Raw genomic sequence first — 17,856 nt, forward strand, 5'->3', positions numbered from 1 at the left:
GGGTGATGATTTGCTGCAGATCGCAAACAATCCCTTAAGAACTAAGGATTTTTCGCAAGTTTAAGTGTCAATCTCCGTCCGGATCGGCAAACAGGCCCAGCTGCGGCACTTCCTGCCGTTGCGGCACTTCGAGCCCCAGATGCCGGAAGGCCTGCGGGGTCAGGACGCGGCCGCGCGGCGTGCGCTGCAGGAAGCCGTTTTGAATGAGATAGGGCTCGACGATTTCCTCGATCGCATCGCGCGGCTCCGACAGGGCTGCTGCGATGGTCTCGATACCGACCGGCCCGCCACCGAAATTCAGCGCGATCTGATTGAGGTAGCGCCGGTCGAGGCTGTCGAGCCCCGCACTGTCCACTTCAAGCTGGGAAAGAGCACGGTCGGCCATGCCGCGGTCGACCGTTTCCTTGCCGGCAACGACCGCAAAGTCGCGCACCCGGCGCAACAGGCGCCCCGCGATCCGTGGCGTGCCGCGGGAGCGCTTGGCGATTTCACGGGCCCCGTCCGGCGCCATACCGATCCCCAGGATCCGGGCGCCGCGATTGACGATGTGTTCCAGCTCCTCGACCGTGTAGAACTCCAGCCGCACCGGAATGCCGAACCGGTCCCTGAGCGGAGTGGTCAACAGCCCCAGCCGCGTGGTCGCCGCCACCAGCGTGAATTTCGCCAGATCGATCTTGACCGAACGGGCCGCCGGCCCCTCGCCGATGATCAGGTCGAGCTGATAGTCCTCCATCGCCGGATAGAGCACTTCCTCGACCGCCGGATTGAGCCGGTGGATTTCGTCGATGAAGAGCACGTCGCGCTCTTCCAGATTGGTCAGAAGCGCGGCCAGATCGCCCGCCTTGGCGATCACCGGACCGGATGTGGCGCGAAAATTGACACCAAGCTCACGGGCCATGATCTGCGCTAGTGTCGTCTTGCCGAGCCCGGGAGGTCCGACGAAGAGCACATGATCCAGCGCTTCGCTACGCGCCTTTGCGGCGCCGATGAAGACCTTCAGGTTCGCCCGCGCCTGTGCCTGGCCGACGAAATCGTCCAGCACCTGCGGACGCATGGTGCTGTCGATTTCATCGCCGCGGATCTCCGGCGTCACGATGCGGCTGTCCTCAGACATTGGCGGTCACCAAGATCAGCAGGGCCAGGAGCAGGACCGAATAGGCAACCCTGAGGGCAAAGAATTTCCTGTACTGTCTTACCACGTAAGGATCGTCGGATTTGATCTTCCGGCCCTCAATCGCATAGTCCCGGCCATCCACCGCAAGCGCGAATTTGTGGTCAATATACATCATCCCGCCGAGACCTAGGACGAAGAAGACGACGGCGATAACCGCAAAGATGGCGACGTTCATCCGGCGAGCTCCTTCAGTCCCAGACGGATCAGGGTCTCGGTGGTGGCGTCCTCTCCCGCCGACTTCATCGCCCTTGCGACAGCGGCACTGGCCTGCGGCTGGCCGTAGCCGAGATTGGTGAGCGCGGAAACCGCTTCCGCCACCGGACGCGCTGCGACGTTTTCGGCAACCGTCTGCGACACCGCGATCGTACCGCTGTCCACGGTTGCAAAAGCCGGCGCCTTGTCCTTGAGTTCGGCCAGGATCCGCTCCGCCACCCGCTTGCCGACACCGGGCGCCCGCGAAATGGTCGCCTTGTCGCCAAGGGCGATGGCGTTGGCTATTTCCCCGGCCTTCAGAATACCGAGAATCGCAAGCGCTACCTTGGCCCCCACGCCCTGGACGGTCATCAGCAGGCGGAACCACTCCCGCTCCCCGTCCTCGGAAAACCCGTAAAGACGGATCATGTCTTCGCGCACCAGGGTTTCAATGGAAAGCACGGCCGCTTCGCCGGGCCGTGGCAACACCTGCAGGATGCGTGAGGGACAATGCACCTGGTAACCAACCCCGTGCACGTCGAGGATGACATAGTCCTCGCCGTAGCTGTCAATCACGCCTTTCAGTTTTCCGATCATGCCGCCCCCATCTGCGCCAGCCGTGCCGCCGGTGCGCCCCTGTGATGCGCATGGCAGATCGCAATCGCCAGAGCATCCGCGGCATCGTCCGTATCGAACACGGCGCGCGGCATCAAAACCTTGACCATTGCCCGGATCTGCTCCTTTTCCGCGTGTCCCGTTCCGACCACGGTCTTCTTCACCAGGTTCGGCGCATATTCGGCGACGCTGATCCCCGCAAGCGCCGGAACCAGGAGCGCGATGCCCCGCGCCTGGCCGAGTTTCAACGTCGCGCCCGCATCCTTGTTGACGAAGGTATGTTCCACGGCGGCCTCGGCCGGGGTCTGTAATTCAACGATCCGGGCAAGCCCGTCGTGAAGCTGCACGAGGCGCTCCGCGAGACCCTTTTTATTGTCGGAGGTCACCGTACCGGAGGCAACGAAGGTAAGCCGGTTGCCGAGCGCCTCGATCACGCCCCAGCCGGTCCGCCGCAAACCCGGGTCGATGCCGAGAACTCGAATCGGATGTGTCATGGAACAAAGCGGTAACAAAACTTCTGCGTTGACGCCAGTCAAAGCGGACTTTAGGCAGTGGGGGCCGCCCTCTTTTCAACTTTCTTCGACCACTTAGGCAGCCATGCAGGATTTATTGGGTTCGTTCACGCCGGGACTTCTGTCCTTCCTTGCATGTATCCTGTTCATCGCCGGTGCGGTCCGCGGATTTTCCGGTTTCGGCGCCGCGATGATCTTCATGCCCGTCGCCACGAGTGTCGTCTATCCGCCGACCGCCGCCGCCAGTTTTCTGTTCCTGGACTTCTTCATCGGGCTGCCTCTGGTTTTCCGCGCTCTCCGGATGTGTGACTGGTACACGGTGCTGCCGGCGGTCGTTGCTTCCGTCATCTTCGTACATGTCGGCGCCTGGTTCCTGGCGAACACAGACGTCCTCCTGCTGCGCTGGCTGATCTTTGCCATCGTGACCGGGGTTCTTCTGCTTTTAATTTCCGGCTGGCGTTATCACGGCAGACCGAGCATTCCCGTGTCCTTCGGCATCGGGGTGACGTCCGGAATTCTGGGCGGCGTCAGTCAGGTGTCCGGCCCGCCGGTTGTCGCCTTCTGGCTGTCCAGCGCCAAGGAACCGGCAATCGTTCGGGCCAACCTGATCGTGTACTTCACGCTCGCCAGCATCGGCACGATTTTCGCCTTTGCCCTGAACGGCTTTTTCACCGAGGAAGTCGGACGTCTGATCATTACAGGCATTCCGACCTATGCCCTGGGGATCTTCCTGGGGTCGCGCGGTTTCGGCAAGGCCGACCCGAAATATTACCGGGTCATCGCCTATGCCCTGATCGCGCTGGCCGCGGTCACCAGCATGCCGCTGCTCGACGGCATCCTGCGCTAAAACGAAAAAAGCAGGGCCGAAACCCTGCTGAAATTGATCACGTACATGCCCCTTGTTCCCGTCTCCACCCTTGAGGGGGAGATGTCCGCTCCAGCGGACAGAGGGGGGTGTCAGCCTATCGGGAAATCGAAGCGCCGGAGTGTGCAGCGAACGCTGTTACCCCCCTCTGTCACCTTTGGTGACATCTCCCCCTCAAGGGGGGAGACGGGAACTAGCAGCGCAATCATTTCTTACCTAAAATCGTCCCGGATCCAGGCTTATGGGTGCCCGGGATTGCATCGCCTCAGGCGAGGGCGGCCATCGTCTCGTCGTCGATGTCGAAGTTCGCATAGACGTTTTGCACGTCGTCATCGTCTTCGAGCATGTCGATCAGCTTCATCAGTGTCTGGGCCTTGTCCGCATCGACCGGGGTCAGGTTCTGCGGCTTCCAGATGATCTTGACCGAATCGGCTTCGCCGAGGCTGCCTTCCAGTGCGGCCGACACATCGTTCAGATCTTCGAAGGCCGTGTAGATCGTGTGCCCGGTCTCATCGGACTGAACGTCTTCCGCTCCCGCATCGATCGCAGCTTCCAGAACCGCATCGGCTTCGCCGGCTTCCGGCTTGTAGATGATCTCGCCAACCCGGTCGAACATGAAGGAAACCGAACCGGTTTCACCGAGCGACCCGCCGCATTTGGTGAAATAGGAGCGGATGTTGGACGCCGACCGGTTGCGGTTGTCGGTCAGCGCCTCGACGACGACGGCAATGCCTGCCGGACCATAGCCTTCGTAGCGGATCTCTTCGTAGTTCTCACTGTCGCCGGCCTGGGACTTGTTGATCGCCCGCTGGATGTTGTCCTTGGGCATGGACTGGGCCTTGGCGTTCTGGACCGCCAGACGCAGGCGCGGGTTCGCGTCCGGATCGGGGTCGCCCATCTTTGCTGCGACGGTGATTTCCTTGGACAGCTTGGAAAACATCTTGGAACGCACCGCATCCTGGCGGCCCTTGCGATGCATGATGTTCTTGAATTTTGAATGTCCTGCCATGGCTCTTCTCGGCTTTGTGCGGATTCGATTTCAGAAAACTGGCACGCTTATAGGCAAAGCCGCCGGTAAAATCCAGCAGAGCCATCAAACGGGCAAGTTCGAAGCTGTTCAGCTCTGCCAGAACGGGGGCAGCACCGGTTCCAGCCGGCCACCGATCCGGACCGGCGCCACCGCGGTCGCCAGTCCGGTGGCATCGTCGGTTTCAACGGCCACACCACAGATCGTCGCCTCGCCAGACGCAGGCGTGAACCGACCGCCGGGGATCTTGCGCAGGAAGCGATTGACCGGCTCGTCCTTCTCCATACCGAGCACGCTGTCATAGGCGCCGCACATGCCCGCATCCGACAGATAGGCGGTGCCACCTTCCAGGATCTGGTGATCGGCGGTCGGCACATGGGTATGGGTGCCGACGACGAGACTGACCCGGCCGTCGAGAAAATGGCCCATGGCCTGTTTTTCGCTGGTGGCTTCGGCGTGGACGTCGATAATGATCGCGTCGGCAACCTGGCCGAGGGGACAATCGTTTACCACCCGCTCGATGGCGGTGAAGGGATCGTCCAGCGCATCCATGTAGATCCGGCCCATGACGTTTGCGACCATCACCTGGGCGCCATTGCGCGCGGTATAAAGATGCGACCCGCGCCCCGGCGTACCTGAGGGATAATTCACCGGACGGAGCAGACGGTCCTGCCGTTCGATATAGACGAGCGTATCCCGCTGGTCCCAGACATGATTGCCGGTGGTCACCACATCGGCCCCCGCGTCCAGAACATCCTGCAGGATCGCCTCGGTGATCCCGAAGCCGGATGCGGAATTCTCGCCGTTGACCACGACGAAATCGAGCCGGTAATCCTCGACCATGCCCGGAAGCTGCTCGATAACGGCGGTTCGCCCGGTGCGGCCGACAAGATCGCCGAGAAATAAAAGCCTCATTCTGCCTCGCTGAGGGGTTCAGGACCTGGGGCCGGAAAAAGACCGGTAGCCGTTCTCGGTCAATATGCCATCCAGGGGTTTGTCATGGGGTTCGGCCGGAACATGGTCGACTTCCTGCGTTTGAAACGCAAGCCCGATGCAGATCACCGGTCCATTCTTTTCCAGCGCAGCGATCGCGGTATCATAATGTCCCTTGCCGTAACCGATCCGGTTTCCGGCCCTGTCGAAGGCCGCAAGGGGCATCAGCAGGACATCAGGACGTAGTTCCGGCGAAGCGGCATCCGGCACCGTGGTTCCGAACCCGGCCGGCACCAGGACGGTCTCCCGGGTCAACTCGCGAAAGATCAAATGCGGCTCGCTCACCACCGGCAGACACAGGCGATGGCCAGAGGCCCGCAGCCGGTCAAGCAGCGGGCGCGGATCGATCTCGTCCCGGATCGGCCAGAAGCCGGAGACAACCGCGCCTTCCGGGACAGGCAGGCTGTCGACGGCGTCGACAAGGGCAAGGGAGGCCTCGATCCTTTGCGTCGGATCCATTGCGGCCCGCCGGGCAAGCGCTTGCTTGCGCAGGACGTCCTTCGCGGCGGCCAGGGAATTCTCGGTCTGCGTCATGAACGTCGAGCGGAAGAGTACAGGCTGTGGTCAAATAAGGACGTAGCCGCGCGATCGTTGGAATATGCAATCCCGGAGAACCTACAGAGTAGGTGGGCGCCGTGATGCCACAGTCCACGGACCGAAGCAGTGACAGCTCCCGAAGGAATGCGTAAGGCCCCGGGGATAGTGTTTCCTGACGGATCTTGCAGCCACGCCTTCCCCATATAGCGCTGGCATTCGGACAATACCAGTCCGATGGAGCGACGGCTTACAAATAGTATGGGTCCTGGCCCTAATCGGCCTTCAGGCTCTTGGTCAAGCTCTCGGCGAGAACCTCGATCTTTTTCGCAGCCGTTTCGATCGCGGAGGCGGTTTCGGTTTCCCGCCGGCCCAGCGAATCGCGGGCTGCGCTGCTTGCGTCCTTGGCAGTCGCAAGCTCTTCCTCGAGGCGTGCGACTTTCTTTTCCAGTTCCACGAGCTGGTCCGTGGCCATGATCCCGGCCATCACCGTCAGGCGCTGATCGCCGATTTCACCGAAAGCCCCGCGCAATTCGTTGATCCAGCCGTCGAAGCGCTCCGCAAGACCGAGGAGCCGCTCCTCCTCGCCATCGTCGCAGGCCATGCGGAACGAGCGGCCATTGATGGTCACATTTATTTGCGCCATCCGCGGTCAGCCTCCATGTGCGTCGAGCACGGTCCGGATCGATTCCATCGCCGAGACAAGGCGGCGGGAAACGTCACGGTTCGCATCTTCGAGACGGGAGGCCCGGGCTTCGGCCTTGTCCAGCCCGTCGGCAAGATGGGAGCGATCCTCTCCCAGCCGTTGCAGGTCTTCCTGCAACGCATTGAGCGACCGGTCCGCGTCGATCCGGCGCTGTATGGAAACCTCAAGCCCGCCCAGCGCCCTATCAAGACGCTTCAGGGCGGATTCGATTGCTCCGCCAGCCTGTGATCCCGTGTCCGGCATTTCAATCTCTCTCACTTGCGCCCGCAATTTACCGGCGCGGCATCATGCATCCACAATGAAAGAGTTATGGTCGAAATTAAGGCCGCATCCATAACACTCAATGGCTCAAGTTCCCTGCGAGCAAGCAGGCACAATACTCTGAGACCATTGGAAAGGGTCTCGTAATGCCCGATCCCGGTTGGAAGATTAGGCACCGGGCAACAACCCAGTCAATGCCGCCGATGTCAGAATCCTCAATTCCCTTCTCAAACCGGTTCCCGACAATCTGCGGTTTATTCGCGCCCGCGGTTTATTGACTCGAGCAGGGTTCCTGATATTTGTCGGGCGCCTTTCGCTCCGGCGGCCCGAAAAACCCTGCTGCATCCCACCGGCAGAACCTGTTGCGGCGTCAGGAACGAGCTCGAAAAGGACCCACGAATTCATCCGGCACGCGCCGTTGCAAGCTACGGAAACAAAATGACCGACCTTGAAAAACATCAGCGAATGGCAAACGCGATCCGCTTTCTTGCCATTGACGCCGTTGAAAAGGCGAAATCCGGCCACCCGGGCCTGCCGATGGGCGCAGCCGATATTGCGACCGTTCTTTTCACCGAGTTTTTGAAGTTCGACCCGACCGCCCCGAAATGGGCGGACCGCGACCGCTTCGTCCTGTCGGCCGGCCACGGCTCGATGCTTCTCTACAGCCTGCTTTACCTGCTCGGTTATGAAGATTTCTCGCTGGACGAGCTGAAAAACTTCCGCCAGCTCGGCGCCCTCACGGCCGGCCATCCGGAATACGGCCACGGCGCCGGCATCGAGACGACCACCGGCCCGCTCGGCCAGGGTATCGGCAATGCGGTCGGCATGGCCATCGCCGAAAAGCTTCAGCAGGCCCGCTACGGTGACGACGTCGTCGACCACTACACCTACGTTCTCGCCGGCGACGGCTGCCTCATGGAAGGCATCAGCCAGGAAGCCCTGTCGCTTGCCGGGCACCTGAAGCTGAACAAGCTGATCGTCATCTGGGACGACAACGGCATCTCCATCGACGGCAGCGTTTCGCTCACCGACAGCACCGACCAGCAGGCGCGTTTCGCAGCCTCCGGCTGGAACACGCTGAGCGTCGACGGCCATGACCCGGCAGCCATTTCCGCTGCCCTGCGCCAGGCGCAGGCAAGCGACCGGCCAACGCTGATCGCCGCCAAGACCACGATCGGTTTCGGCGCACCGAACAAGGGCGGCACCTCCGGTGTCCACGGATCTCCGCTCGGCGCCAGCGAAATCGCGGCGACCCGCGAAGCCCTGAACTGGACGTATGAGCCGTTCGAAGTCCCCAGCGACATTCTCGACGCATGGCGGATTGCCGGGCTGCGCTCCCGCCAAGCGCACAAGGATTGGGAAAAGCGTTTCGCGGAACTGGATGCCGATACGCGGGCCGATTTCGAACGCCGCAACCGCGGTGACCTGCCCGCCGGCTATGCCGCGGCCGTCCAGGACTACAAGAAGCAGCTCGCCGAAGATCAGCCGACCATGGCGACCCGCAAGGCTTCGGAAGCCGTACTCAACGTACTGAACGAGGTGGTTCCGGAAACCATCGGCGGCTCCGCCGACCTCACCGGTTCCAACAACACCAAGACACCGCAGACGGTTCCGATCACGCCGGACGATTTCTCCGGCCGCTACATTCACTGGGGCGTGCGCGAACACGGCATGGCTGCGGCGATGAACGGCATGGCGCTGCACGGCGGTCTGATCCCCTACTCCGGCGGGTTCCTGGTCTTTTCCGACTATTGCCGGCCTTCCTTGCGCCTGGCTGCCCTGATGAAGCAGCGCGTCATCCACGTCATGACCCATGATTCCATCGGTCTTGGCGAAGACGGCCCGACCCACCAGCCGGTGGAGCACTATGCGGCTCTGCGCGCCATTCCGAACCTCTATTTCTACCGCCCGGCGGACGTCACCGAGACGCTGGAATGCTGGCAGCTGGCCCTTGAGAACAAGGATGCGCCGTCGGTTCTGGCCCTCACCCGCCAGAACCTGCCCGCGCAGCGCAAGACCTACGAGGAAACCAACCGCTGTGCCCGCGGCGCCTATGTCCTGATCGAGAGCGAAGAAGACGCAGCCGTCACGATTTTCGCCTCCGGTTCGGAAGTGGAAATCGCGACGGCCGCCCATGCGGCCCTGGCTGCGGAAGGCATTGCCGCCCGTGTCGTCTCGGTGCCGTGCTTCGAATTGTTCGAAGCCCAGTCCGACGACTACAAGGCGAGCATCATCGGCACCAGCCCGGTCAAGATTGCGGTCGAAGCTGGCATTCGCATGGGCTGGGACCGGTTCATCGGGATCGACGGCGCCTTCATCGGCATGTCGAGCTTCGGCGCCAGCGCGCCGTACCAGGTTCTCTACGAACACTTCGGGATCACCAGCGATGCCGTAGTGGCTGCGGCGAAAGGTAAACTCGCCGCGGCGTAAAGAAACACGCTAGAAGAAGGTTGCATGCCCTTCCCGCATGCAGCCGTTCGAGGTCCCGAACCCCAGGGCCTGGAAATCGGGAGCGCTGTTGACAGCGTTCAATCAGTCCGTGCAGAGGGGATGCACGACAATAACCGGGAGTGAAGTATGGTCACCAAGGTAGCAATCAACGGATTTGGCCGCATCGGCCGGAATGTTCTTCGGGGCATCGTGGAATCGGGCCGCACCGATATCGAAGTCGTCGGCATCAACGATCTGGGTCCGGTCGAAACCAACGCCCACCTGCTGCGCTACGATTCCGTGCATGGCCGCTTCCCTGCCGAAGTGACCGTTGACGGTGACACCATCTCCATCGACGGCGGCAATCCGATCAAGGTCACCGCGATCCGCGATCCGAAGGAGCTTCCCTGGGGCGAACTCGGCGTCGACATCGCCATGGAGTGCACCGGCATCTTCACCGCACGCGATCAGGCCGCCATGCACCTCGACGCCGGCGCCAAGCGCGTTCTGGTGTCCGCACCGGCTTCCGGCGCCGACAAGACCATCGTCTATGGCGTCAACCACGGCACGCTGACCAAGGACGATCTCGTCGTTTCCAACGCGTCCTGCACCACCAACTGCCTGTCTCCGGTCGCCTATGTGCTGAATGAAGCCGTCGGCATCGAAAAGGGCATGATGACGACGATCCACTCCTACACCGGCGACCAGCCGACGCTGGACACCATGCACAAGGATCTCTACCGCGGTCGTGCAGCGGCCATGTCGATGATCCCGACCTCCACCGGCGCCGCCAAGGCCGTCGGCCTGGTTCTGCCGGAACTGAACGGCAAGCTCGACGGCTTCGCCATGCGCGTTCCGACGCCGAACGTCTCCGTTGTCGACCTCAAGTTCATCGCCAAGCGCGCGACCACCGTCGATGAAATCAACGCCGCCATCAAGGCAGCGGCTGACGGCCCTCTGAAAGGCGTGCTCGGCTACACCGACGACAAGAACGTGTCGATCGACTTCAACCACGATCCGCATTCGTCGATCTTCCACACCGACCAGACCAAGGTCATGGACGGCACCCTGGTTTCGATCCTGTCCTGGTACGACAACGAATGGGGCTTCTCCAACCGCATGGCCGACACGGCCGTCGCCATGGCGAAGCTGATCTGATGCAGCAGACCGGATTCATATCCGATCTGTGAAAATCGAAGCGGATGCGGCCCGGCCGCATCCGTTTTTTCATTTTCCCGTGCTTGAACGTGTCGCAGTTATTTTGCGTTTCGCCTCAGCTATGATTTCTGCGGGAGCGGGCAGTTCCCGGCCGCATCGCGATCAGGCGCTTCGGCATCGGGCCGGCATCGGGATTGCCCTGACATCACATTCTTCACGTCCTTGATTGGGGGGTTCGAGACATATGGCATTCAAGACACTTGATGATCTGACAGACATTTCCGGCAAGCGCGTCCTTATCCGCGTCGACCTCAATGTTCCCATGAAAGACGGCATGGTGACCGACACCACCCGGATCGAGCGCATTCTGCCGACCATCCGCGCCGTTACCGCCAAGGGCGGCAAGGCGATCCTGCTGGCGCACTTCGGCCGTCCGAAAGGCGAACGGGTTGCCGACATGTCCCTGAAGCCGGTCGCACGTCCTGTTTCGGAACTGCTCGGCCAGGCGGTCGACTTTGCCGATGACTGCATCGGCGACGCAGCGGCGGACGCCGTCGGCAAGATGGAAGACGGCAGTGTCCTGCTTCTGGAAAACACCCGCTATCACAAGGGCGAGGAAAAGAACGATCCGGACTTCGCCAAGGCGCTGGCCGCCAACGGCGACATCTATGTCAACGACGCCTTCTCCGCCGCCCACCGGGCTCATGCCTCGACCGAAGGCCTGGCGCAGTTCCTGCCCGCCTATGCCGGCCTGACCATGCAGGCGGAACTGGATGCGCTCGGCTCCGCGCTCGGCGAACCCAAGCGCCCGGTGCTGGCCGTGGTCGGCGGCGCCAAGGTGTCGTCCAAGATCGACCTTCTGGAAAACCTCGTTTCCAAGGTCGACATGCTGGTGATCGGCGGCGGCATGGCCAACACGTTCCTTGCGGCCCAGGGCGTCGATGTCGGCAAATCCCTGTGCGAACACGATCTGGCGGACACCGCCCGCACGATCATGGCAGCAGCCGAAAAGGCCGGTTGCGAGATCGTCCTGCCGGCAGATGCAGTGGTTGCGAAGGAATTCAAGGCCGGCGCCGACAACGAAACCGTCGCTCTCGACGCCATTCCGGCCGACGGCATGATTCTTGATGTCGGAGCGGCCTCGATTGCAAAGGTGAATGAGAAGATCGACCAGGCCGCGACGCTGGTATGGAACGGTCCGCTCGGCGCTTTCGAGATCGCGCCCTTCGACAAGGCGACGGTCGCCGCGGCACAGCATGCCGCCGAACGCACGAAAGCCGGCAAGCTCAATTCCGTGGCCGGCGGCGGCGATACGGTTGCGGCCCTCAACCACGCCAATGCGGGGTCCTCGTTTTCCTATGTTTCCACGGCAGGTGGCGCCTTCCTGGAATGGCTGGAAGGCAAGGAACTTCCGGGCGTGAAGGCGCTTGAAGCCTGATCATTAATTTTGTCGCAGATGACGCGCGGCTTTAGGCTGCGCGTTTTCTGTATCCGGCAATTATTTTGGACGCCAAATTAAAGCTGTCGCAAAGTTCTGGCCGTTGCTGACAATTTAAACGATTTAAACGTCTTTCGACGACTTCCAAAACCCCCAGTTTTTGCTAGAACCGCGTCAACTTGATGCCTCGCGCCAATAAATGGCCGCGAACATTTCGGACAGTCACGATTTAAACGCCGGAAAACGGGAGATTTTAATGGCTCGCATTACCCTTCGCCAACTGCTTGATCACGCTGCTGAGCATGACTACGGGGTTCCCGCGTTTAACATCAACAACATGGAACAGGCGCTGGCCATCATGGCCGCTGCCGACAAGACCTCCGCTCCCGTCATCATTCAGGCGTCCCGCGGCGCCCGTGCCTATGCCAACGACGTCATGCTGAAGTACATGATGGACGCCGTCTGCGAAATCTACCCGCACATTCCGGTCTGCGTGCACCTCGACCACGGCAACGAGCCGGGAACCTGCATGACCGCGATCCAGGCCGGCTTCACCTCCGTCATGATGGACGGATCGCTGGAAGCCGACGGCAAGACCCCGGCCGACTGGGACTACAACGTCGGCGTCACCGGCAAGGTGACCGAGATGGCTCATCTCGGCGGTATTTCCGTGGAAGGCGAACTCGGCGTCCTCGGTTCCCTTGAAACCGGCATGGGCGACAAGGAAGACGGCCACGGCGCAGAGGGCAAGCTCTCCCACGACCAGCTCCTGACCGACCCGGAAGAAGCGGTGAAGTTCGTTCAGGCGACCAAGGTCGATGCACTTGCCATCGCCATGGGCACCTCCCACGGCGCCTACAAGTTCACCCGCAAGCCGGACGGCGAAATCCTCGCCATGCATGTGATCGAGGAAATCCACCGTCGCCTGCCGGATACCCACCTGGTGATGCACGGCTCCTCGTCGGTGCCGCAGGACCTTCAGGACATCATCAACCAGTACGGCGGCGAGATGCCCCAGACCTGGGGCGTGCCGGTCGAAGAAATCCAGCGCGGCATTAAGAACGGTGTCCGCAAGATCAACATCGACACGGACAACCGCATGGCCATCACCGGTCAGATCCGCAAGGTTCTCTCCGAAAACCCGGGCGAATTCGATCCGCGCAAGTACCTGAAGCCGGCCCGCGACGCGATGGAAAAGCTCTGTATCGCCCGCCTGGAAGCCTTCAACACCGCCGGTCAGGCCCCGAAGATCGGCCGGATCGCGACCCTTGCGGAAATGGCCGCCAGCTACAAGGACGGCAGCCTGGATCCGAAGATCGGCTGACCTTCCGGCCTGGTCAGGCTTTGACAACAACGACAAGTTTATTGAAAGAGGGGCCTTGCGTCCCTCTTTCGCCGTCTTTAGGGACAAGAAACCGGACAGGCGCATAATGCGCTGTCCCATATTTGGTAAAAACGGATCTCATCGTGAACCGCCCGCGCCTCTTTCTCGTCACGCCACCGGCGTTCGATCCCGACAAGCTCGCTTCAGATCTCAGCGACGCCTTCAAGGGCGGGGATATCGCCTGCGTGCTGATCTATATGCCGGATGCTGACGGCAAGGCGCTCCAGGAAGCCGCACAGGTCCTCGTTCCCGTCATCCAGGACGGAGGCGCGGCAGCCCTCATCTATCGCGACACCCAGGTGACCGGGCGCAGCGGCGCCGACGGCGTTCATATCGACACGTCGCTGGAGGACGTCAAACTGGCGGTGGAGAGCCTCCAGCCGGCAAAGATCGTCGGCGCAGGCGGCACCAAGCTGAAGCACGAAGACATGGAATGGGCCGAGACCGGCATCGACTACCTGTTCTTCGGCCGGCTGGATCTGGAGGAAAAGCCGGACCCCCATGCGAAGACACTCTCCAAGGCGGAATGGTGGTCGCACCTGTTCGAAACGCCCTGTGTCGCGCTCGGCGGCAACACCGTTGCCTCGGTCGAAGCAGCCGCCGCAACCGGCGCGGATTTTGTCGCGCTGAAGGACGCGGTCTGGCAGAATCCGGAAGGACCGGCTGCCGCCGTGACTGCGGCCAATGCCATTCTGGAAGCCCATCCGTTTGAGGACACCGACTGAGCAACGAGGTCGAACCGCATGGAAGTGATCCGCAAGAACCTGCGTATATGGCTGGCCGGAGCACCCTCCACGCTCGTTCTGGCCACCCTCATTCTGACTGGCGCCGGCCAGACCGGCATGGTTTCCCGGTCCCTGGCGCAGAGCGAACAGCAGACGGCGCCGGCATCGGATACCTCCGGCACGCCGCCCCCCACCCCCCTTCCCGGGGCGGCGCCTGAGGGGACCGAAACAGCCGATCAGACGCTGGAGACGGAAAAACCGCCCGCACTCATCAGCACCACTGACGTGCAACCTCCCATGCCGCCGGAAGGCACAAGCGTCACGCAGGACTACGTCTACAGCCTGTTCCAGCGTGGCTGGTATCTGTCGACGCTCGCCGCAGCCACGCCACTGGCCGAAGAAGGCAATACCTCGGCGCAGACCCTGATCGGCGTTCTGTTCGAGGCCGGGCTAGGCATCCCTCAAGACAAGGAAAAGGCGGCCCAGTGGTACGAACTGGCCGCCGCCAAGAACGACCCGCATGCCGCATACCGGCTCGCGCAGTTTTGTCTGCTGGGCACAGGCGTCGAACAAGACAAGAAACGGGCGGCCGACCTGTTCGAAATCGCGGCCAAAGCCGGCAACCCGGAAGCCAAATACAATCTCGCCCTCCTCTATCAGGAAGGCGAAGGACGGCCTCACAACGAGGAAAAGGCGCGCGAACTCCTGGAAGAAGCCGCCGAATTCAATGACCCTCAAGCCCAATACGTGCTCGGCCTGTCCTATCTGGAGGGACTCGGCGGCCTCAGCGACCCGGGCAAGGGCGCCTTCTGGCTCGGCCGGGCGGCCCGGCGCGGCAACACCGCGGCCCAGGTCTATTACGGTATCCTGCGGTTCCAGGGCAAAGGCGTCGAGCCGGACGAAAAGGAAGCCGCCGACTGGTTCGAGCGCGCCGCGCAAGCGGGGAACCCGGTCGCCATGAACCGGCTTGCCCGCGTCTATGCCTATGGCCGGGGCCGTCCCCAGGATCCGGTCGCGGCGGCCACCTGGCACTATGCTGCACGCGCTTTCGGGGTTTCGGACCTGAAGCTGGACGGTTTTGTCGCCACCTTGGACAGCGACCTCTTGGCGGAAGCCAGGAAACGGGCGGAACAATATACGGCGACCGTTTTTGCCCCTTCCGAGGACCCCGCGCGCACGTCGCCTTAGGGTACGGCCCTAGCCGCGGTAACACTCTTCGCCTTTTTTCCTTGAATCCGGCCCGCATTTGTGGTCGACAGGCGCCAGATCGGGTTCGCGCATGGGAAAGTTGTCCCGTCTCCGCACCCGCTTTGTCTCAAACAGTCAATTCAATCGGTCGTTCCATGAAAATCAACGGTAACGAAATCAAGCCTGGCAATGTTCTCCAGCATCAGGAAACGCTCTGGGCGGTCGTAAAGGTCGATCACGTCAAGCCGGGCAAGGGCGGCGCCTTTGCCCAGGTCGAGATGAAGAACCTCATCGACGGACGCAAGCTCAACGAACGCTTCCGTTCCGAAGACAAGGTCGAACGTGTTCGTCTCGAGCAGAAAGACTTCCAGTACCTGTACACCCAGGAAGACATGCTGATCTTCATGGACACGGAAACCTACGAGCAGCTCGAACTCCAGGCGGATTTCGTCGGCGACCGCGCGGCCTTCCTCCAGGACGGCATGATGGTGACCGTGGAAATGCACGAGGAGCGCCCGATCGGCATCACCCTGCCCCAGTTTGTTACGCTGGAAATCGCCGAGGCCGATGCCGTCGTCAAGGGACAGACCCAGTCCTCGTCCTACAAGCCGGCGATTATGGAAAACGGCGTCCGGGTCATGGTTCCCCCGTTCATCACGGCCGGCGAAAAGATCATCGTCGACACCGGCTCGCTGGAATACGTCCGCCGCGCCGACTAGGCTTTCCCCAATCTGCACTCCGGCGCGCCTGGCATCCGGGCGCGCCCCATAACAAGCGACAAAAAGAAAATGGCTCGCACCGCCCTCCTCAACGTAATGGTTCAGGCCGCCATGAAGGCAGGCCGCAGCCTTGTTCGCGATTTCGGCGAAGTGGAAAATCTCCAGGTGTCCCGCAAGGGTCCGGGAGATTTCGTCTCCGCCGCAGATCGCAAGGCGGAAGAGATCATCCGCGCCGAACTGACCAAGGCCCGCCCGGCCTTCGGTCTGGTGATGGAGGAAAGCGGCGAGGTTGAAGGGACCGACGGCCAACACCGCTGGCACGTGGATCCGCTCGACGGCACAACGAACTTCCTGCACGGCATTCCGATTTTCGCCAGTTCCATCGCGCTTGAGCGCCAGGGCCAGATCGTTGCCGGTGTAATCTACAATCCCGTCATGGACGAGCTCTATACCGCCGAACGCGGCCGGGGCGCCTTCCTGAACGACCGCCGCCTGCGGGTCGCGGGCCGCATGGAACTTCCCGACATGGTGTTCGCCACCGGCCTGCCGTTCATCGGCAAGGGTGACCATGGCCGGACCCTGAAGGAACTGCGCTACATCATGCCGGAAGTTGCAGGCGTCCGCCGCTGCGGCGCCGCCGCACTCGATCTGGCATGGACCGCGTCCGGCCGTTTCGACGGCTATTGGGAACGCGGCCTCAATTCCTGGGATATTGCCGCCGGCATTCTCATGGTGAAGGAAGCAGGCGGATACGTGTCCGACCTGTCCGGCAAGGACAAGATGCTGGACACCGGCGACGTGGTCGCGGGCAACGAATATGCCCAGAAACACCTTCTCAGGCTTCTGAAGAACGTCGACTGATCCGGCTCACCCCGGTCTTCACCGGCTTTCAGATCGCTGAAACTCCGCACCCTGCCGGGGCGTGGAGCGATTTGTCGTGCGTTAAGCATTGCCCGCGAACGATTAACGGTTTTCAATCCCCGGGAAATCACGTTATCAATCGTTTACCAATAACAGGCGGCTACTTAGCGACCGATGGCAAGAGACTTCGACCCCTACAGTCTGTCCAGTCCCCGGGCATACCTGTCGTTCATGATCATCTTCCTGGTGATCGTTGCATTCATAGGTTTCATTCTTTACCGGCAGATCTCGGTTGCCTTCATGAGCAACCCCGGCCTGAATGGCCTGATCGTTCTGGTCGGCGTGTTCGGCATCCTGCTGTTGTTCGGTAGGGTCATCCGGCTCTTTCCCGAAATCACCTGGGTCAACAGCTTCCGCGTCGGCGATCCGGGCCTCGACGCCCGCTCCCCCGTTCTTCTGGCCCCGATGGCGACCCTGCTCGGCAACAAGGTCGGTGAAATGGCGCTGACCCCGATGACGGCGCGCTCGATCCTGGATTCCATCGGCATGCGCCTGGAGGAATCGCGCGAGATCTCCCGCTACCTGACCGGCCTTCTCGTCTTCCTCGGCCTGCTCGGTACCTTCTGGGGCCTGCTTCAAACCGTCAGCGCGGTCGGCGCGACCATCCAGTCGCTCGATGTCGGCTCCGGCGATGCCAACGTGATTTTCGAGGATCTGAAAGCCGGCCTCGAAGCGCCGCTTTCGGGCATGGGCACGGCATTCTCCTCCTCCCTGTTCGGCCTGACCGGTTCCCTGGTTCTCGGCTTCCTCGACCTCCAGGCGGGCCAGGCGCAAAACCGGTTTTACAACGAACTCGAAGACTGGCTGTCGACCGTCACCGACATCGAGCCGGAAGATTCCTCGGTTCTGGTCGCTCCAACAGACAACTCCGAGCGCATTCAGGCCTCCATCGCCCAGCTGCAGAAGACGGTCGAGGAAGGGGGCAGCAAGAAAGCGTCCCAGGCCATGGCCAACCTCGCCGAGGGTATCCAGGGGCTGGTCAAGCATGTGCGTTCCGAACAGCAGATGATGCGT

Annotated in this window: 19 protein-coding genes and 1 other RNA gene; 10 read left to right on the forward strand and 10 right to left on the reverse strand. The window is 61.8% G+C overall.

Features of this window, described 5'->3' with window-relative positions:
• Nucleotides 1-67: 67 nt before the first annotated feature.
• Genes ruvB through ruvC form a run of 4 tightly spaced genes read right to left on the reverse strand, consistent with a single transcriptional unit; the run spans nucleotide 68 to nucleotide 2,475 of the window.
• Complete coding sequence (gene ruvB / locus ABIN98_RS16350; RefSeq protein ID WP_346911652.1) at nucleotides 68-1,114, reverse strand: Holliday junction branch migration DNA helicase RuvB; 1,047 nt, start codon at nucleotides 1,112-1,114, stop codon at nucleotides 68-70.
• A complete protein-coding gene (locus ABIN98_RS16355; RefSeq protein ID WP_346911653.1) occupies nucleotides 1,107-1,349 on the reverse strand; it encodes an endonuclease in 243 nt (80 codons plus the stop codon). The genes ruvB and ABIN98_RS16355 overlap by 8 nt, the downstream gene beginning before the upstream one ends.
• Nucleotides 1,346-1,963, reverse strand: coding sequence for a Holliday junction branch migration protein RuvA (gene ruvA / locus ABIN98_RS16360; protein ID WP_346911654.1), 618 nt, complete (start codon nucleotides 1,961-1,963; stop codon nucleotides 1,346-1,348). Before ruvA ends, ABIN98_RS16355 begins: the two co-directional genes overlap by 4 nt.
• Nucleotides 1,960-2,475 (reverse strand): crossover junction endodeoxyribonuclease RuvC, encoded by a 516-nt coding sequence (gene ruvC / locus ABIN98_RS16365; protein WP_346911655.1) that lies wholly within the window; start codon nucleotides 2,473-2,475, stop codon nucleotides 1,960-1,962. Before ruvC ends, ruvA begins: the two co-directional genes overlap by 4 nt.
• 103 nt (nucleotides 2,476-2,578) lie before the next feature.
• On the opposite strand from ruvC, the gene ABIN98_RS16370 reads away from it, so the two are divergent.
• Nucleotides 2,579-3,340: a sulfite exporter TauE/SafE family protein gene (locus ABIN98_RS16370; protein ID WP_346911656.1), complete on the forward strand. Its 762-nt coding sequence runs from the start codon at nucleotides 2,579-2,581 to the stop codon at nucleotides 3,338-3,340.
• A 283-nt stretch (nucleotides 3,341-3,623) separates the two neighbouring features.
• Here the strand turns inward: ABIN98_RS16370 and ABIN98_RS16375 are convergent, their stop codons facing one another.
• From ABIN98_RS16375 to ABIN98_RS16400, 6 genes are all read right to left on the reverse strand, one after another.
• Nucleotides 3,624-4,367 (reverse strand): YebC/PmpR family DNA-binding transcriptional regulator, encoded by a 744-nt coding sequence (locus ABIN98_RS16375; protein WP_346911657.1) that lies wholly within the window; start codon nucleotides 4,365-4,367, stop codon nucleotides 3,624-3,626.
• A gap of 108 nt (nucleotides 4,368-4,475) precedes the next feature.
• Nucleotides 4,476-5,300 carry a TIGR00282 family metallophosphoesterase gene (locus tag ABIN98_RS16380; protein WP_346911658.1) on the reverse strand — a complete coding sequence of 275 codons (825 nt, stop codon included), beginning with the start codon at nucleotides 5,298-5,300 and terminating at the stop codon, nucleotides 4,476-4,478.
• An 18-nt stretch (nucleotides 5,301-5,318) separates the two neighbouring features.
• A complete protein-coding gene (locus tag ABIN98_RS16385; protein WP_346911659.1) occupies nucleotides 5,319-5,912 on the reverse strand; it encodes a 5-formyltetrahydrofolate cyclo-ligase in 594 nt (197 codons plus the stop codon).
• Nucleotides 5,913-5,951: 39 nt separating this feature from the next.
• Nucleotides 5,952-6,109: non-coding RNA, 6S RNA (ssrS, locus tag ABIN98_RS16390), on the reverse strand.
• A 77-nt stretch (nucleotides 6,110-6,186) separates the two neighbouring features.
• The gene (locus ABIN98_RS16395; RefSeq protein ID WP_346911660.1) at nucleotides 6,187-6,558 is read right to left on the reverse strand and encodes a cell division protein ZapA; all 372 of its coding nucleotides are present in this window, start codon (nucleotides 6,556-6,558) and stop codon (nucleotides 6,187-6,189) included.
• Nucleotides 6,559-6,564: 6 nt separating this feature from the next.
• Nucleotides 6,565-6,861: a DUF4164 domain-containing protein gene (locus ABIN98_RS16400; protein ID WP_346911661.1), complete on the reverse strand. Its 297-nt coding sequence runs from the start codon at nucleotides 6,859-6,861 to the stop codon at nucleotides 6,565-6,567.
• Nucleotides 6,862-7,317: 456 nt separating this feature from the next.
• Between ABIN98_RS16400 and tkt the strand changes: the two genes are divergently transcribed.
• The 9 genes from tkt to ABIN98_RS16445 form a co-directional block, all read left to right on the forward strand.
• Nucleotides 7,318-9,309, forward strand: a complete 1,992-nt coding sequence (gene tkt, locus ABIN98_RS16405) for a transketolase (RefSeq protein ID WP_346911662.1) — start codon at nucleotides 7,318-7,320, stop codon at nucleotides 9,307-9,309.
• Between the two features lie 147 nt (nucleotides 9,310-9,456).
• Nucleotides 9,457-10,467 (forward strand): type I glyceraldehyde-3-phosphate dehydrogenase, encoded by a 1,011-nt coding sequence (gene gap, locus ABIN98_RS16410; RefSeq protein ID WP_346911663.1) that lies wholly within the window; start codon nucleotides 9,457-9,459, stop codon nucleotides 10,465-10,467.
• Between the two features lie 244 nt (nucleotides 10,468-10,711).
• The gene (locus ABIN98_RS16415) at nucleotides 10,712-11,905 is read left to right on the forward strand and encodes a phosphoglycerate kinase (protein ID WP_346911664.1); all 1,194 of its coding nucleotides are present in this window, start codon (nucleotides 10,712-10,714) and stop codon (nucleotides 11,903-11,905) included.
• A 256-nt stretch (nucleotides 11,906-12,161) separates the two neighbouring features.
• Nucleotides 12,162-13,229 carry a class II fructose-bisphosphate aldolase gene (gene fba, locus ABIN98_RS16420; protein WP_346911665.1) on the forward strand — a complete coding sequence of 356 codons (1,068 nt, stop codon included), beginning with the start codon at nucleotides 12,162-12,164 and terminating at the stop codon, nucleotides 13,227-13,229.
• A gap of 143 nt (nucleotides 13,230-13,372) precedes the next feature.
• Nucleotides 13,373-14,014 carry a thiamine phosphate synthase gene (locus tag ABIN98_RS16425; protein ID WP_346911666.1) on the forward strand — a complete coding sequence of 214 codons (642 nt, stop codon included), beginning with the start codon at nucleotides 13,373-13,375 and terminating at the stop codon, nucleotides 14,012-14,014.
• Between the two features lie 18 nt (nucleotides 14,015-14,032).
• The gene (locus ABIN98_RS16430) at nucleotides 14,033-15,202 is read left to right on the forward strand and encodes a tetratricopeptide repeat protein (protein ID WP_346911667.1); all 1,170 of its coding nucleotides are present in this window, start codon (nucleotides 14,033-14,035) and stop codon (nucleotides 15,200-15,202) included.
• 155 nt (nucleotides 15,203-15,357) lie between these two features.
• Nucleotides 15,358-15,921, forward strand: a complete 564-nt coding sequence (gene efp / locus ABIN98_RS16435) for an elongation factor P (RefSeq protein WP_346911668.1) — start codon at nucleotides 15,358-15,360, stop codon at nucleotides 15,919-15,921.
• A gap of 69 nt (nucleotides 15,922-15,990) precedes the next feature.
• Nucleotides 15,991-16,782, forward strand: a complete 792-nt coding sequence (locus ABIN98_RS16440; RefSeq protein ID WP_346911669.1) for an inositol monophosphatase family protein — start codon at nucleotides 15,991-15,993, stop codon at nucleotides 16,780-16,782.
• A 174-nt stretch (nucleotides 16,783-16,956) separates the two neighbouring features.
• Nucleotides 16,957-17,856 (forward strand): flagellar motor protein MotA (locus ABIN98_RS16445; RefSeq protein ID WP_346911670.1); only part of this gene is annotated, 900 nt, incomplete at its 3' end.

The sequence above is a fragment of the uncultured Roseibium sp. genome (assembly GCF_963675095.2).
Classification (GTDB): Bacteria; Pseudomonadota; Alphaproteobacteria; order Rhizobiales; family Stappiaceae; genus Roseibium.